14 protein-coding genes are annotated in these 15,961 nt (G+C 46.9%); 6 read left to right on the plus strand and 8 right to left on the minus strand.

Annotated elements, in window-relative coordinates:
• Positions 1-36: 36 nt before the first annotated feature.
• Both FN124_RS07380 and FN124_RS07385 read right to left on the minus strand, forming a co-directional pair.
• A complete protein-coding gene (locus FN124_RS07380; RefSeq protein WP_142684090.1) occupies positions 37-1,704 on the minus strand; it encodes an NAD+ synthase in 1,668 nt (555 codons plus the stop codon).
• Between the two features lie 24 nt (positions 1,705-1,728).
• Positions 1,729-2,418 (minus strand): porin family protein, encoded by a 690-nt coding sequence (locus FN124_RS07385; protein WP_142684091.1) that lies wholly within the window; start codon positions 2,416-2,418, stop codon positions 1,729-1,731.
• Positions 2,419-2,491: 73 nt separating this feature from the next.
• Here FN124_RS07385 and gldB point away from each other — a divergent pair, with 73 nt between their 5' ends.
• Positions 2,492-3,526, plus strand: a complete 1,035-nt coding sequence (gldB, locus tag FN124_RS07390) for a gliding motility lipoprotein GldB (RefSeq protein WP_142684092.1) — start codon at positions 2,492-2,494, stop codon at positions 3,524-3,526.
• Between the two features lie 35 nt (positions 3,527-3,561).
• Here gldB and apaG read toward each other — a convergent pair whose 3' ends face one another.
• From apaG to FN124_RS07415, 5 genes are all read right to left on the minus strand, one after another.
• On the minus strand, positions 3,562-3,948 hold the full coding sequence (gene apaG / locus FN124_RS07395; RefSeq protein WP_079469727.1) for a Co2+/Mg2+ efflux facilitator ApaG/CorD: 387 nt from the start codon (positions 3,946-3,948) through the stop codon (positions 3,562-3,564).
• Between the two features lie 72 nt (positions 3,949-4,020).
• On the minus strand, positions 4,021-4,284 hold the full coding sequence (locus FN124_RS07400) for a DUF4157 domain-containing protein (RefSeq protein ID WP_260607357.1): 264 nt from the start codon (positions 4,282-4,284) through the stop codon (positions 4,021-4,023).
• Between the two features lie 50 nt (positions 4,285-4,334).
• Positions 4,335-5,279, minus strand: a complete 945-nt coding sequence (locus FN124_RS07405; RefSeq protein WP_142684094.1) for a DUF5777 family beta-barrel protein — start codon at positions 5,277-5,279, stop codon at positions 4,335-4,337.
• An 11-nt stretch (positions 5,280-5,290) separates the two neighbouring features.
• On the minus strand, positions 5,291-5,839 hold the full coding sequence (locus FN124_RS07410; protein ID WP_142684095.1) for a YceI family protein: 549 nt from the start codon (positions 5,837-5,839) through the stop codon (positions 5,291-5,293).
• Between the two features lie 17 nt (positions 5,840-5,856).
• A complete protein-coding gene (locus FN124_RS07415) occupies positions 5,857-6,228 on the minus strand; it encodes a hypothetical protein (protein WP_142684096.1) in 372 nt (123 codons plus the stop codon).
• Positions 6,229-6,357: 129 nt separating this feature from the next.
• Here FN124_RS07415 and FN124_RS07420 point away from each other — a divergent pair, with 129 nt between their 5' ends.
• Together FN124_RS07420 and FN124_RS07425 are read left to right on the plus strand one after the other, a co-directional pair.
• Positions 6,358-7,638, plus strand: coding sequence for a UDP-N-acetylmuramoyl-tripeptide--D-alanyl-D-alanine ligase (locus tag FN124_RS07420; protein ID WP_142684097.1), 1,281 nt, complete (start codon positions 6,358-6,360; stop codon positions 7,636-7,638).
• A 118-nt stretch (positions 7,639-7,756) separates the two neighbouring features.
• Positions 7,757-11,095, plus strand: coding sequence for a TonB-dependent receptor (locus FN124_RS07425; protein ID WP_260607358.1), 3,339 nt, complete (start codon positions 7,757-7,759; stop codon positions 11,093-11,095).
• A gap of 486 nt (positions 11,096-11,581) precedes the next feature.
• On the opposite strand, the gene mce is transcribed toward FN124_RS07425, so the two are convergent.
• Positions 11,582-11,983, minus strand: a complete 402-nt coding sequence (mce, locus tag FN124_RS07430; protein ID WP_142684098.1) for a methylmalonyl-CoA epimerase — start codon at positions 11,981-11,983, stop codon at positions 11,582-11,584.
• Positions 11,984-12,111: 128 nt separating this feature from the next.
• Between mce and FN124_RS07435 the strand changes: the two genes are divergently transcribed.
• The 3 genes from FN124_RS07435 to gldG all read left to right on the plus strand — a co-directional run bounded on the left by FN124_RS07435 (position 12,112) and on the right by gldG (position 15,897).
• Complete coding sequence (locus tag FN124_RS07435; protein WP_312847215.1) at positions 12,112-13,302, plus strand: IscS subfamily cysteine desulfurase; 1,191 nt, start codon at positions 12,112-12,114, stop codon at positions 13,300-13,302.
• Positions 13,303-13,431: 129 nt separating this feature from the next.
• The gene (gene gldF / locus FN124_RS07440) at positions 13,432-14,172 is read left to right on the plus strand and encodes a gliding motility-associated ABC transporter permease subunit GldF (RefSeq protein WP_142684099.1); all 741 of its coding nucleotides are present in this window, start codon (positions 13,432-13,434) and stop codon (positions 14,170-14,172) included.
• A 21-nt stretch (positions 14,173-14,193) separates the two neighbouring features.
• Positions 14,194-15,897 carry a gliding motility-associated ABC transporter substrate-binding protein GldG gene (gldG, locus tag FN124_RS07445; RefSeq protein WP_142684100.1) on the plus strand — a complete coding sequence of 568 codons (1,704 nt, stop codon included), beginning with the start codon at positions 14,194-14,196 and terminating at the stop codon, positions 15,895-15,897.
• Positions 15,898-15,961: the final 64 nt, after the last annotated feature.

The following is a 15,961-nucleotide window of genomic DNA, read 5'->3' on the forward strand; positions in this document are numbered from 1 at the left end:
TGTATGATCAGATTTTTGCAAATATATTAAAATAGCTTAACTCAGGTACTTCCCTACAATGGGCACTCTGCGGCCTACACCAAAGGCTTTGGACGAGACCCGTATAATAGGGCAGAATTGATTTCTCTTGTATTCATTGGTGTTCACCATCTTTAAGGCCCGCGAAACCAAAGCGGCATCAAAGCCCTGAGCTACTATTTCACGCGGCCCCTGGCGGCGCTCTATGTACTGGTACAGGATCCTGTCGAGAATTGCATAATCCGGCAGGCTGTCGCTGTCTTTCTGATCCGGCCGCAGCTCTGCAGAAGGCGCCTTGTCAATAATATTTACCGGTATGATCTCTTTCTCCCGGTTGATATACCTTGCCAGGGAATATACCTGCATCTTGTACACATCTCCCAAAACACTCAATCCGCCTGCCATATCACCGTATAAGGTACCATAGCCGGTGGATAGTTCACTTTTGTTGGATGTATTGAGCAGGATATAACCAAACTTGTTGGATAGTCCCATCAGCAGGTTGCCCCGTATGCGCGACTGCGTATTCTCCTCTGCCACGTTGAAGGGCAATCCTTTGAAATAAGGCTCCAGCGTGTCCAGGAAGGTTTCATAAATGTTGTTGATACGGATAATATCATAGGGATTGTCCAGGTTTTCGGACAAGGCCACGGCATCATCTACAGAGTGACTGGTAGAGTAGGGAGAAGGCATCAGGATAGCCCGTACGTTTTCCTTACCCAGCGCATCGCAGGCAATAGCCAGTGTTACGGCGCTGTCGATACCGCCTGAAGATCCCAGGATGGCTTTTGTAAAACCCATCTTCCCGAAATAATCCTTAATACCAAGTACCAGCGCATCGTAGATCCTGTCTATATTATGATCAAACACCAGTTCAGTGAGCGGCGTAAAAACAGCGGGCTTCACCGGTGGAAGATCCTTACCGGTAAGCTTTTCCAGCTCTATGCCACCCATTGCTTCTTCAAAATAGGGAAGCTCCTTCACAATGTTACCCTGCGCATCATAGATGAGAGAACCTCCGTCAAACACAATCTCCGTCTGGGATCCCACGGTATTACAGTAATACATCGGGATCTTGTATTTCAGTACATTCGAAAGAATGATCTCTTTGCGGTCTTCATCATGATCATAATCAAACGGGGACGCAGAGAGATTGATCATCACATCCGGCTCCTGGGCAATCAGCTGGTCCATCGGGCAAACACGGTACAGGGGATTATCTCCCAGGTTCCAGATATCTTCACAAATGGTTACCGCCAGCTTCTTTCCTTTAAACGGGATAACATTCCATTCGATAGATGGCTCAAAATACCGGTACTCATCAAATACATCGTAGGTAGGCAGCAGGGTTTTATGTACCACCTGTTTTACTTCTCCCTCATATAAAAACCAGGCAGCGTTAAACAGGTCTTTTCCTTCGCGCTGGGGGTTACGGGCCGGGCCTCCCACCAATACTGCAATATCTTTGGTATGCGCTTTTATAACGTCTATCGCATGATAGCTCTGCGCAATAAAATCTTCAAATTCCAGGAAATCGCGGGGGGGATAACCGCATACGCACAATTCTGAAAACACCACCAGGTCTGCCCCCTGGGCTTTTGCGGCATGAATACCATCAATGATCTTCGCTATATTCTTTTCAAAATTGCCGATATGATAATTCTGCTGTGCCAGTATAATATTCATGATAAAAAGATATTCAGGTCAAAACTAAAAGAATACGCCCAGCCGGAGCGCAAAGCTGTTCATATTTACCCGCCCGTCGTCCCATTTGCCATTGCGGGTCACATCCACAAAACCGTTCTGGTAGGTAATCCCGGCTGTTCCGGTAAGATTGGCGCCCAGTGGGTATTCTACTCCTGCTCCCAATAACATCCCGATGTTGATACGGTTCATTTCCGGTAAGATATTCACCTTATCATAGGTTTGCCCCATTGACACTACATCCGCACGGCCGGTTATAGGGAAATCGAGATAGGTACCAAACTGGCCCCAGAAACCAACACCACCCTCATCGGCTGAAGCGGTTTTCAGCTTCAATGCCAGTGGTATTTCTATATAGGTGAGCTTCATATTATATTCAGCAGGATTGGCTTTATAATCGCTTAAACCCTTACCCGCATCATATTTCAGCTTACTGCCGGCCAGTAGTACCTGGAACCCCGACGAAAATGCGTAAGTGCCTTGTTCATTCAGCTTAAAATCGGCCATCAGACCGAAGTTCAGCCCGGCTTTGGCGCTGTTCCTGTTTACCCCCGATTCCTGTGGCTTCAGGATGGAAACCATCGGGCTCACGGTGAACCCAAGCTTCACTTTATCCCTGAAAGAATTACCGCCATATTGAGCCATTCCTGCTTTCGCTACTCCTATTATCGCCAATAAAAAGATGATCTTCTTCATAGATGATGCTAATTCTTAATTTTTTATAATACAAGGTAAATAATAATTTTACCTTAGATGAGTTTTAAGAGCGATGCAAAGTTACATTAATAAATATACCCTGCTGATAAGTTGCGTGGTAGCCTTACTGGGTACCGTTGCCTGCAATTCCGGCAATAAAGCGCCGGATGTAAGTCATATAGCCATGAACGTTAGTTTATCGCGTTTCGACTCCGCCCTGTTCACTATTGATACCAACAATATACAACCCGGACTGGCAAAGCTGCATGCCGAATACCCTGTGTTCCTGCCCCTGTATATTACGGATATCCTGAACCTGGGCGCCTATTCCGACAGCAACGCAGCAGTACAGCAACAACTGCACCTGTTTTTAACCACTCCCGATTTCCGGCAGCTGGAAAAATCGGTGGCGGCGAAATATGGCAGCAACTCTACCCTGAAAGCAGACCTGGAGCAATGCTTCCGGTATATCAAATACTACATTCCATCTTTTCATCCGCCCAGGGTGGTCACTTTTATTTCCGGTATCGCCAACTACGGCGCCATCACCGTGGACTCTATACTGGGCATTGGGCTGGATATGTATATGGGAGAAGACTTTCCGCCCTATGCCCAGATCCCCGACTACCCGGATTATATGATCCATCGCTTTGCCCCCCAGTATATTACCACCAATTGTATGCAGGTGATCCAGCAGCAGCTGTATCCGCCGGCGCGTAAAAACGGTAACCTGCTGGAACAGATGATGGAAGCAGGGAAACAGCAATATTTCCTGGATAAGGTATTGCCGGAAACACCGGATACTATCAAACTGGGCTATACGAAAAGCCAGCTGGACTGGTGCCTGGAAAACGAGCGGATGATCTGGCAGTTTTTTGTGCAAAATAACCTCGTATACTCCAGCGACTGGCAGCAGATCAATCATTTTGTGGGCGATGGGCCGTCTACACAGGGAATGCCCGAGGGCGCCCCGGGTAAAATTGCCAATTTTGTGGGCTGGCAGATCATAAAAAAGTATATGAGTGAGCACAAGGATATGACCTTGCAGCAATTAATGGAATCCAAAAACGTGACGGAGATCTTCAAAGCCTCGAAGTACAGGCCCTGAGAACAGAGAGTTACAGGTTAAACGAATACGGGGAATTAGTTCAGCTTAAAGGGAACAACCATCTGGAATTCGGGAATTTTTACTTCCAGTATTTTCTTGTCCAGTTGGTTTTCCATTTGATAAGTACCGTACATCTTGCCGATCTCAGTCCGGAGATTGGATCCCGAGACGTACTGGTAAGTTTCACCTGGCGCCAGCAGTGGTTGAACACCTACAACACCTTCTCCCTCTACTTCACGGTGTGTGCCATTGGAATCAATAATGTACCAGTGACGGCGAAGCAGTTTGATGGGGAAAATATTGTTGTTCTCAATGGTAATACGGTAAGCAAACATGAATTCGCTTCCAATAGGATTTGAATAATCCGGCTGGTAGAATGTCTCCACGCTGATGGTGATGCCCTCTGTTACCTTCTTAACCATAAAATCAACCTTTAACGTAAAAATAAGAAAAATAAAACCAGCGGCTGGAAAAATTCTGACTTTAACGATTCTTTAGACTATTTCAATATCGCTGAGGATGTCCGGATCCTCCTCTGAAGCCCTGGCAGCCACCTCTAAAGTATTGTTATAGTAGCCTCTGCGCAGGTATTCAGACAGATATCTCCATAAAAAACCAAAAAAGCCCAGATGCTGGTATTGTTTGATATGACAAGCTTCATGCCGCATCCAGGCTGTATCCGTTAAAAAGCGTTCCCGGGACGCTCCATGCAGGTGTATGGTGCGTCCCAGGACCATGGCCACAGACTGCACCCGCATAAAGCGGGCGGCTATTTTGGCTAACCATGAATTTTCACGTATGCGGCATTTTATTTTTTCCAATCTTTCTTCCCGAATAACGTAAATCTACGGGAAATATTGAAACCCCACCGGAATTGCCCCTGTAACCAGGAAGTAGTGGTTTCAGGAATGAACTGGCTTTCCTGGATGGCAGTGGAATTGGTAAAAGTAATGCTGAATACGTGGCCGCCTGTTTCTATTTCCAGGCCGAGGCCCAGCGGGTTATAAAAAGAAATGCCCTTTGCGGATTTAAAATAGTCTTTGCTCTCCTGTGAACGGAACGGGTAATAATATTCAGCCAGGATACCTATCCTTTTGCTGAGCTTCAGCCTGCCGGCGCCGCCCAGGGCAAACATATTGTTCATGTCCATATAGGCCACATGGTTACGGTGTACGTAGGTAGGGGCCAGGGTTAGTGATAACCTGTCGCCAAATTTCCTTGATATAAGGGCCTGGGCCACATACATGAGGCGGTCCGCACCGTCTTCAAAATAGGCGGCCGACGTTTTGTCTGTGGCGGAAGGCATCCCGCTGATCACCGCATTACCAAAAACCGCCAATGATACCGGTACGTGGTTATCGGTTGTTTGCTGCAGGAAACGGTATTTCACCAGTCCTTCATACAATTGCTGTAAATCCCCGCTGCCCTTGCTTCTGCTGATACCCACCATCAGGTTGTCGCTGATACCATACTCAAAAGCAATACGGATATCAGTGGAATTGTCGGTGCCAAAAAATGTTTTGGTACCTCCAAATTCACCACCGGCATCGCCAAAGCGGTGTGTAACGCGGAAATCGAGTTCGTGCTTACGCAGCATTTCGGTAGACTGCCCCTGTACAATGCGGGTACTTTTATAAGTATCCCTCACTTTGGTATGACCGATAGCCGTAGAATCAAAAAGCTTGTCGAGGCTCTGTGCATGTGCATAAACCGAAAACACACAGCATAATAAAATGGTTGATATATACTTCATGGAGTGATGTATTATTTACTGTAAGGTGTATAAATCGCATTAACGGTAACCGCTACCACTTCCGCCACATTCTGCACTACCAGCGACGGTATTTTTATACCGTGATCGGCTACACGTACATTAAAGGTGGAAGCAACCGTAATTGTGGTGCCCTGCGTGGTGATAGTGCCCTTTGCGGTGTAGCTTTTTTCTACCCCGTGGATGTTCAGTGTACCCGTAACCGTTACCGGGTAAGTGCCGTCTTTACTGAGCTCCGGCGATTCGTTAATCTTCCCTTTGAACTCTGCAAAAGGATATTTATCGCTTTCGAGATAATTTTCATTAAAGTGTTCCTGCATCAGCTTTTTCTTAAACTGGAAAGAGCTGATAGGTACTTTGAAAAAAACTTCCTTCGTTTTTGTATTAAGTGCGGAGGCGCCTTTATCTGTTTTCGCTTCTATGTCTTCCAGCGGAGAAGACGAAAAAAATGATAAACGGGTGTTTTTGCAGGAGTAAACATCCTGTGCAGATGCAGTAGCAGCCGATAGCACGGCAACTGCAAAAAGCAATAAGTATTTCATGTTTATCTTTTTTTAGGTTATTGATCCGGGAGTCCTTTGGCGATCCAGCAAGCGATTGAGTCCTTTATACCCTGGCTGAGCGCGGGAAAAGACATTGATTGCGGCATATCCGCCTGTGGGCCGGTAACGCGCGCTTCAAAAACAGTACGATTGGCGTTGATAAACGTTTTCAGTTTTGCCTCCGTGGAAAAATCTGCCAGCGCGGGGGCATTACCGCCCGGATGACAGCCACGGCTGGTACAGTTAGCCTGGATAATAGCAAAAACGGTGGCTGTTGTGATATGGGCTGCGTCACAGTCTACGCCTCCGCTTACCGGCGCGGGGGCCTGTTCATTTTTACAGGCAGCCAGCAGCAGGCAGGCCATAAAAAAAAGCTTGATCCTTGTCATAGGTCTTTCAAATTTGATTCCTGTTGGCTTATACGGGATAATGATAGAATAGGTTGCTTTCAAAGGCACATAAAATTCTGCTATATTACATGATTAACCACTTATTTTTGTATCAAATAAGATCTGACCGTGAATATTGAACAACTATACAGCATCTATGAGCAACACCGCTCCATACAAACAGATACCCGTAAGCTGAAGGCCAATGATATTTTCTTTGCGCTGAAAGGCGGCAACTTCAATGGTAATGAATTTGCAGCCCGGGCGCTGGAAATGGGGGCCGCCTTTGCAGTAGTAGATGAAGCGGCTTATTTTACGGTGCCCGACAGGATGATGCTGGTAGAAGATGCCCTCACCGCCCTGCAGCAGCTGGCTTTGCATCACCGCAAACAGTTGAGCATCCCCATTCTTGCCATTACCGGCACTAACGGTAAAACCACTACGAAAGAACTGGTTAGTGCTGCACTGTCGGCCGGCCTAAAAACATACGCCACCGTTGGCAATCTCAATAACCATATCGGTGTGCCCCTTACTATTTTAAGTATACTTCCCGATGTGGAAATAGCGGTAATAGAAATGGGCGCCAATCACCAGAAAGAAATTGCGGCGTATTGTGAAATTGCCCTGCCAACCCACGGTATCATCACCAATATCGGGAAGGCGCACCTGGAAGGCTTTGGCGGCGAGGAAGGCGTTAAAAAAGCCAAAGGGGAATTGTATGATTTTTTGCGTGCCAACAACGGAACCGTATTTGTATGCAATGACTATGGCTATCTTCTTGAAATGGCGAAAGGTATCCGCCACATCATTACTTATGGCAGCAGTGAGGCGGATTTCACAGGCGAAGCCATTACCGACACCGCTTTCCTGGCTGTGCAGGTACGGGGCAGCAGCCAGGTTGGGTTTATTCAAACACAACTGGTAGGCGCTTACAACTTCCCCAATGTAATGGCAGCTGTAGCAGTAGCCAGCCACTTCAACGTGCCTGAAACAGCTATTGCGCCGGCCATTGCGCGTTATATCCCTTCCAATAACCGCTCACAGGTAATACAACAGGGAAGCAACACCATTATCATGGACGCTTATAACGCCAATCCTTCCAGTATGAAAGCTGCCATCGAAAATTTTGCCGGCATCCAGGCCAATAAAAAGGTATTGCTGCTGGGCGCTATGATGGAGCTCGGAACAGACAGCGTAAAAGAGCACCAGGAACTGGTGAGCTTACTGGAACGCACACACTGGGAAGCAGTAGTATTGGTTGGCGGCGATTTCAGAAAAGTAACACACCCTTATATTTTCCTGGAAAATGCGGCAGAAGCCGGGAAATGGCTGCAGCAACAGCAGTATCAGGATACGCACATCCTTATCAAAGGCTCCAGGAGTACCGGCATGGAAAAGGTGCTGGCCTGATAACAAGGCGATTCAGCTGGCGGAAAGGAATCATCAAAATATTTGTTAACGATTTCATAATTGTATTATTTTTAATACTTCAATCTGTCATTTGAACTTTACCAAAATCTGAATCGCAATGCACAAAAAAATCTGGCGTTACCTCATTAGTATGCTTTGTTGCGTACTGATAATCCCTGCTGCCCTGTTTGCCCAGGAAACAACCGCTGATATAGCGGGTATCATTTTAAGTAAAGAAGGGCCTGTTCCCGGCGCAAGTATTACAGCCACCCATGTGCCCACCGGCACAAAATATAACACCGTTTCACGTAAAGACGGCCGTTATAACCTGCCCAACCTCCGCGTGGGCGGCCCTTATACCTTGTCTGTTTCCTACATTGGCTTTAAAGATGAAAAACGCGACAATATTTTCCTCTCGCTCGGCCAGGATTTCAAAACAGACATTAACCTGCAATCCAGTACCAGCAGCCTTACGGAAATAGTAGTCACCTCTGTGGCCCAGAATAAAGTGATCAACCGGGCCCGCACTGGCAGCCAGGAAGTGATTACCCGTTCACAAATGGACCGCCTGCCTACCATCAGCAGGTCTATGCAGGACTTTACCAAGCTTACCCCTTCCGCCAATGGCCTTAACATCGGTGGCAGAAGCAACCAGCTGAACAATATTACTGTTGACGGCGCCAACTTCAATAACTCATTCGGTTTGCAGCCCACACTGGGTTCGCAAACAGCCTCACAACCCATCAGCCTGGAAGCCCTGGAGCAGATCCAGGTAAACGTATCTCCTTACGATGTAAGGCAGGGAGGCTTCTCCGGTGCGGGGATCAACAGCGTTACCAAAAGCGGTACCAATACTTTCAAAGGAGCTGTTTATACCTATATTCAAACACCGGGGTTACAGGGCCTCAAGGTAGGCAATGCCACCGTACCTAAACCCGATTTCAATTATAACCTGCGCGGCTTCAACGTGGGCGGAGCTATCATTCCCAATAAACTGTTCTTCTTTGTAAGTGCCGAGCAGGAAAGGATCAAAGCGCCGGCAACCAGCCTTGTAGCCAACAAACCCGGGGGCGTGGCCGGCGGCAACGTATCACAGGCGGTAGCAGATACACTGGATGCGCTGAAACAATTCCTGATAAGTAAATATGGATACGACCCGGGCGATTATCAGAATTATAGTTACCGTACACAAAGTGATAAAGTAACTTTTAAAGTCGACTGGAACGTAAATGATCACAACACATTTACCTTCAAATACAGCTACCTGAAATCATTTAAAGATATTCCCGCCAGCAACAGCGGAGCACCTGGTGGCGGCGCTGTGGGAAGTGGCCGTCAGCCCAGCGCTACCGGTCTTCCTTTCAGCGGAAGCGGCTATACTATCAACAATAATTTCAACATCTTTATTGCCGAGCTGAATACCCGCATCGGTAACCGTGCTTCCAACAAACTGCAGATCGGTTACTCCGCTATGCGCGATTTCAGGAATGCCTTGTCACAAAGCAACTTCCCGCTCGTAGATATTATGAACGGGCAGGGCGCCAGCTATACCGCCTTCGGTTATGAGCCGTTTACCTATAACAACAAGCTCAATACCGATGTATACCAGCTGTCTGATATCTTCACTATGTACAAAGGGAAACATGAGATCACTATTGGAACGCAAAACTATTATAAAACATTCCTGAATGGTTTCGCGCCTAACTATAATGGTAACTACCGCTTTAATACTCTCTCGGATTTTTATGCCAGCGCAAACAACGGACTGGCAAACGCGGTGCGTTATACAGTGTCATATGCTACTACCAAAGATAAATCCTTCCCTTACGCCAAGATCAACATGCTGGAGCTGGGCGCATTTATCCAGGATAAATGGAGCGTTACCAACTTCTTTACCTTTACCTATGGATTGCGTATAGACGTTCCTGTTATAGGCAGCACATTTGATAAAAATGATTCCCTTGCTGCGCTCACTTTCAGAGATGGTGTGAAGATAGATGTTGGCCAGGCGCCAAAAACAACACCCCTCTTATCACCAAGAGTTGGTTTTAACTGGGATATTACCCATGACGGTAAAACGCAGCTCCGTGGAGGCGCCGGTTTATTTGCAGGACCGCCTCCCGCAGTATGGCTGAGTAACCAGGCAGGAAACAACGGCGTACAGTTTGGATCATTTGTAGCACAAACAAGTGCCTCTACGCCTGTTATTCCTTATCCCTTCAATCCTGATCCCAATGCTTACAAAGGTGGCAGCCAGCTATCTTATCAATATAATATAGCCGTTACCGATAGGAACTTCAAGTATCCGCAGGTGCTGAAAGCAACCCTGGCGGTAGATCGCCAGTTGCCATGGGGCGTAATTGGTACCCTGGAATTCAATTATTCCAAGGATATCAACGCCGTATATTTTCAGAACGTGAACCTTCCTGCTGCAGGGTTCCAGCTGGATAGCACCCCGGACCACCGCACGCGCTATAACTCCTCCAAAATATACGCAGGAAACAGCCTGAGCAACCCTAATATCAGCGATGCCATCCTGATGCGGAATACCAATAAAGGCTATTCTTATTTTGCTACTATCCAGTTACAAAAGAACCTGCCCAATCTTTACCTCAGCGCAGCCTATACATACAGTAGGGCCCGTAGCGTAAATGATGGTGGTTCCATTGCACAGAGCAACTGGCGCGACCGCCCCGTAGCCGGCGATCCTAATGCCAATGTACTTGGTTATTCCAATTACTATATGCCTCACCGTATCATTGCTGCTGCTACCTACCGCTTTACCTGGGCCAAACATTTCGCTACTTCTGTAGGGGTGGTATATGAAGCGGCGCCAAGTGTTAACGGTCTTTACAGCACCACTTCCTACACCTACAATGGTGATGTGAACAATGATGCTTCCGGTGGCAACAACGACCTGATCTATGTTCCTAAAACCCGGAATGATATCAAACTGGTACCTGTAGGTTATGGCGATAAAACCTACAATCCTGCAACCAATGCGGATAAACGTACTACAGATATCATCTGGAACCAGCTCGATAATTTTATCAAACAGGATAATTACCTGAGCAGTCACCGGGGAGAATATGCAGAACGTAACGCAGTGGTGCTGCCATTCGCAAAACGTATGGACCTGAATATAACACAGGATATTTTTGTTTTCAGCGGCAAGGAAAAAAACAAACATACCCTGCGTATCAGTTTTGATATCATCAACTTTGGAAACTTCCTCAATAAACGCTGGGGAATTTCTAAAATACCGAACCAACCTTCTTTCCTGAAATATGAAGGACAATACCGGGACGCCTCCGGCAATGCTACTGCGGCAGCCGCTTATTCTTTCCCTTACCTGGATGCAGCAAACCAGATTCCGCTCACCAATTCATGGAGGGATAATACCGGTACTATTTCCAGGTGGCAGGGGCAACTGGGTATCCGGTATATGTTTAACTAACGCGTATTTTGTCTTGTTCCAAGACAAAATGCGCGATATACAATTTATTGAACTCATTGAGCGTTAGGTAAGCAAGAAAGACCTATCCTGCCCGAAGTAATTCCCTTATATTTTTGAAATGAATCTACCCTTAGTGGAAGAAGGTGGCTAAAAAAAAAGACCTGCAAGCTAAAAAACCCGCAGGTGTTCATAACCTATGCCAACTTTAGAGTAATCGTAAAAACTTAAACCGCTAGTAACCTATAAAGCCTAAGTTTTGTAATATTTTGAGTATTGATGTTCTGTCTATTTGTGTATAACGAGATAACGTTATGGAAAATGTATTTGTTCAAAAATTTATAAAAAATATTTGGTCTTAACATTTTGGGCCCTTCTTTCCGGGGTGTTTGATATTACTTACGGATCAGAATTTCCTTTGGATTGCTAAAATGGAAAAAAAATTAAAAAAAATATTATTATTTATATTTTAAATATATAAGTAAATGCTTACTTGATATCCTGGCATATTTCGATCAAAACCCCGTTACTGTGCTTAGGATGCAGGAAACAGATCAGCTTATTATCAGCTCCCTTTTTGGGTGTTTCCTGTAGTAAAACGAAACCTTCCTGTTGCAACCGTTTCATTTCTGCGTGGATATCTTCCACCTCGAATGCGATATGATGCATTCCTTCACCTTTGTTTTCCAGGAACTTTGCGATAACGCTATCTGGTCCGGTGGCTTCCAGCAATTCTATTTTGGTTTCCCCCTGCCGGAAGAAAGCGGTCTGTACCTGTTCACTGTCTACCACCTCCTGCTTATAACAAGGGGCGTTCAGCAGCTTTTCAAATAATGGAATGGATACAGATAATTCCTTAACGGCAATGCCTATATGTTCTACCCTGAGCATGTTTACAATTATTTATAGATGCGCGGAACCCGGTATCCGTACCGACTTTCCGGAATAGCTTAACCCGGTAAAAATAGAACTTATGTTGTAATTTTGTTTGGCCCGGACCTTAATATAAACAGAAAGATATGCTGCAGTTGCCCGTTTATCTTGATAATAATGCCACTACACCCTGCGATCCCAGAGTGGTAGCTGCCATGTTACCCTATTTCACTGAGATGTTTGGTAATGCCGCCAGCCGGAGCCACCCGCTGGGGTGGGCGGCAGAGGAAGCAGTAGATAATGCCCGGGAACAGGTGGCCAGGCTGATTGGCGCCGAACCTAAAGAAATTATTTTTACCTCCGGCGCTACGGAAGCCGTTAACCTGGCTATTAAAGGCGTATACGAAGTGTATAGCGGTAAAGGCAATCATATCATAACTGCCGTTACCGAACATAAAGCAGTAGTGGATACCTGCAAACACCTGGAAAAACTGGGCGCACAGGTTACCTGGCTCCCGGTAAACCGTGATGGGCTTATTGACCTTCAGCAACTGGAAGCTGCTATTACGCCTAAAACTATCCTGATAAGCCTGATGTACGCTAATAATGAAACCGGGGTTATTCACCCGGTGCGCGCTATCAGTGATATTGCCCGGAAACACGGCGTGCTGTTCATGACGGATGCCACCCAGGCAACCGGGAAAATCCCGGTAGATGTAAACAACGACGGCATAGATCTGCTCACCCTCAGCGCCCATAAAATGTACGGGCCCAAAGGAACGGGCGCTTTATATGTTCGCCGGCGCTCTCCCCGGGTAAAGCTCAATGCGCAAATCGATGGAGGCGGTCATGAAAGAGGTATGCGCTCGGGTACCCTGAATGTGCCCGGCATTGTAGGACTGGGAAAAGCCTGCGAGCTATGCCTGGAGGAAATGGAAGCAGATGCCCAACGTATCCTTCCCATGAGGAACAGGCTGGAAAAAGCCCTGCTGGCAATAGAACAAACCTTTTTAAACGGCGCCCTCCTCCAACGCCTGCCACATACCTGTAACCTGTCGTTTAAGTACGTGGAGAGCGAAACCCTCATGATGGGCTTTAATAAGAAGATTGCAGTCTCCTCCGGATCGGCCTGCACCTCCGCCTCCATGGAACCCAGCTATGTACTGAAGGCAATGGGGCTTAGCGACGATCTCGCCCATGCGTCGCTCCGCTTTGGCCTCGGACGGTTCACAACGGAGGAACAAATCGATTTTACCATCCAAACCATTACCGAATCGGTAAATGAACTGAGAAAAGTAAGCCCCATCTGGGAAATGTACAAGGATGGAGTACTTTAAGCTCACTTTTACCCCAAGTACACGTAAAGGATACAGGCACTCCGGCGCCTCCGTACAATAGGCGGAAAGGTAATAGCGTTTACCCTATATTTGTATCTTTACTAATATCCTAATCCTTACAAACTGTTCATGCTAGCCATCTTTAAGAAAGAGATCAACCAGTTTTTCAGCAGTGTTACCGGCTATGTGGCCATCATACTGTTTTTACTGGCGAATGGATTAATGTTGTTCGTTTTCCCGGAAACCAGCCTGCTGGATACCGGGTATGCCAACCTGGATCCGCTGTTCAACCTGGCGCCGCTTATTTACCTGCTGCTTATACCTGCCATTACCATGCGTTGCTTCGCAGATGAATTCAAAACCGGTACTATGGAATTACTGAGCACCAAACCACTCACCGGCTGGCAGATTGTAATGGGTAAATTCTGGGGCAGCCTGCTTATTGTGGCCATTTCCCTGCTTCCCACCATCATTTACTATTTCGCGATAAAACAATTAGGTGTAGATAACCAGCAGCTCGATACCGGTGGTATCGCCGGCTCTTACATAGGCCTGTTGCTGCTGGGAGCCGCATTCACCGCCACAGGCATCTGGTCGTCATCCCTCACCAATAATGCCATGATCGCTTTTCTCATTGCATTGTTTACCTGCTTTATACTGTATAACGGCTTTGATGCAATAAGCAAAATACCGGTCTTTAGCGGCGGCGCCGATTACTATCTGCAGATGGCAGGGATCAAATTCCATTATACCTCTATCAGCCGCGGCGTAATTGATAGCCGCGATATTGTTTACTTTATCAGCATTATAGGCCTGATGCTTTATCTCACTAAATTATCCCTCCAAAGAAAACTCTGGCAAAACGGTTAACAGCCGTTCTTATTAAATAACATGGCTACACGAAAAAAATACATACAACGTGCAATAGCAGTAATACTGGTACTCACGGGCATTAATATAGCAGCAGCCTATTTTCACGGCAGATGGGATCTGACAGCGGAAAAGCGTTATACGCTTACCGCCAGCACCCGGCAAATGCTGCGCAAACTGGACAGCCCCGTGGAAATCGAGGTATTCCTTAAAGGTGATTACCCGGCCAGCTTCCGGCAACTGGCACAGTCAACCGCTGAACTGCTGGAAGAATTCAGGGAATACGGCAGGCAAAATCTCCGGTTCACCTTTGTGAATCCCGGGCAGGGCCTTTCGGATTCCGCACGCATGAAGTTCCTCGGCGAGCTCACCGCCCAGGGTATCATGCCTTTTAATATGAAAGTACAGCAGGAAGCCAACGACGGCTTTGCGGAGAAACTTATCTTTCCCGGCGCTCTGGTACATTACAAAGGCAAAACATTAGGAATAAATCTTCTGAAAAACCAGGGCGGACAGGATCCCATGCAAACCATGAACAGCTCGGAAGCCTTGCTGGAATACCAGTTTGCCTATGCTATCCACAAACTGCAGGAAAAAGAAAAGCCACTGGTAGGCTATATGCTCGGCCATGGCGAATCGCTTGGAGCCGAAGTATATGATGCTCTCAGCACCCTGCAAACCAATTATGGCCTGGATACCCTTACCCTGCAGGCCGCTTCCTATATTCCCCGCGATTTTGATGTGATCCTGTTTGCGAAACCTGCCAGCGCCTTTTCTGATGCAGATAAGTTTAAGATAGATCAATACGTGATGAATGGGGGGAAAGTGCTGTGGTTCATCGATGAATCCACCGCCAGTATGGACAGTTTGCATGAGCATCCGGAATTTTTTGCCATGGACCGGGGACTGAACCTGGAAGACCTCCTGTTCCGCTATGGCGTGCGTATTAACCAGGACCTCGTATTGGATCTGCAGAGCGATGTAGTACCGCTGGTAGTGGGCAATGTGGGCAACCGGCCACAGATACAGCCCATGCCTTTTCCCTATTTTCCTATGCTGATGCCCACCAAAGCGCATCCCATAGTAAAAAACCTGGATATGGTGCTGAGCCGCTTTGTAAGTTCCATCGATACGATAAAAAACGACGCCATCCGTAAAACCATACTGCTTACCACTTCCAGGAACAGCCGTACCACGCGGCTGCCGGCACAGGTAAGCTGGGATATTGTAAAAACACAGCCTAACCCGCGCGACTACCGGCAACGTTACCTGCCTGCAGCTGTACTGCTGGAAGGAAAATTCACGTCGCTGTTCCGCAACCGGGAAAACCCGGAAGCCGTAAACCAGTTGTTTCATGCATCCGGACAGCCTTTCAGGGAATCTGCCGATACTATCAACAAAATGATTGTAGTAAGTGATGGCGATGTAATTGCCAATGCAGTATCGCGTAAAGAAGGACCGCTGCAAATGGGTATCAATGAATTTAACCCGGGCTTTGCCTTCGCCAATAAGGAATTTTTTCTCAACTGCCTGGAATATCTCTGCGGAAACAGCGGTATCATGGAAGCCCGGAACAAGGAGCTGACACTGCGTTTGCTGGATGGGGAGAAGGTGAGACAGGAAAAGACCAAGTGGCAGGTGATCTGTTTCCTGGTGCCGGTAGGACTGGTTTTACTATTTGCCATGGTATTCCAGTTTATACGGCAACGTAAATTTACTGAATAGCCTGAAATGCTGTAAGGCACTGTATTACAGAGCTTACTGCAGCATCTGCTTAGAGGAAAAGGCC

The organism is Chitinophaga polysaccharea, assembly GCF_902150045.1.
GTDB lineage: Bacteria > Bacteroidota > Bacteroidia > Chitinophagales > Chitinophagaceae > Chitinophaga > Chitinophaga polysaccharea_A.

What these genes read in the sequence shown, in the direction of transcription:
- FN124_RS07435 (WP_312847215.1), top strand. Translation starts at nt 12,112, where the DNA reads ATGCTGCAGTTGCCCGTTTATCTTGATAATAATGCCACTACACCCTGC.
- FN124_RS07405 (WP_142684094.1), bottom strand. Translation starts at nt 5,279, where the DNA reads ATGAAGTATATATCAACCATTTTATTATGCTGTGTGTTTTCGGTTTAT.
- gldG (WP_142684100.1), top strand. Translation starts at nt 14,194, where the DNA reads ATGGCTACACGAAAAAAATACATACAACGTGCAATAGCAGTAATACTG.
- FN124_RS07400 (WP_260607357.1), bottom strand. Translation starts at nt 4,284, where the DNA reads ATGCGGGTGCAGTCTGTGGCCATGGTCCTGGGACGCACCATACACCTG.
- FN124_RS07380 (WP_142684090.1), bottom strand. Translation starts at nt 1,704, where the DNA reads ATGAATATTATACTGGCACAGCAGAATTATCATATCGGCAATTTTGAA.
- mce (WP_142684098.1), bottom strand. Translation starts at nt 11,983, where the DNA reads ATGCTCAGGGTAGAACATATAGGCATTGCCGTTAAGGAATTATCTGTA.
- gldF (WP_142684099.1), top strand. Translation starts at nt 13,432, where the DNA reads ATGCTAGCCATCTTTAAGAAAGAGATCAACCAGTTTTTCAGCAGTGTT.
- gldB (WP_142684092.1), top strand. Translation starts at nt 2,492, where the DNA reads ATGCAAAGTTACATTAATAAATATACCCTGCTGATAAGTTGCGTGGTA.
- FN124_RS07385 (WP_142684091.1), bottom strand. Translation starts at nt 2,418, where the DNA reads ATGAAGAAGATCATCTTTTTATTGGCGATAATAGGAGTAGCGAAAGCA.
- FN124_RS07415 (WP_142684096.1), bottom strand. Translation starts at nt 6,228, where the DNA reads ATGACAAGGATCAAGCTTTTTTTTATGGCCTGCCTGCTGCTGGCTGCC.
- apaG (WP_079469727.1), bottom strand. Translation starts at nt 3,948, where the DNA reads ATGGTTAAGAAGGTAACAGAGGGCATCACCATCAGCGTGGAGACATTC.
- FN124_RS07410 (WP_142684095.1), bottom strand. Translation starts at nt 5,839, where the DNA reads ATGAAATACTTATTGCTTTTTGCAGTTGCCGTGCTATCGGCTGCTACT.
- FN124_RS07425 (WP_260607358.1), top strand. Translation starts at nt 7,757, where the DNA reads ATGCACAAAAAAATCTGGCGTTACCTCATTAGTATGCTTTGTTGCGTA.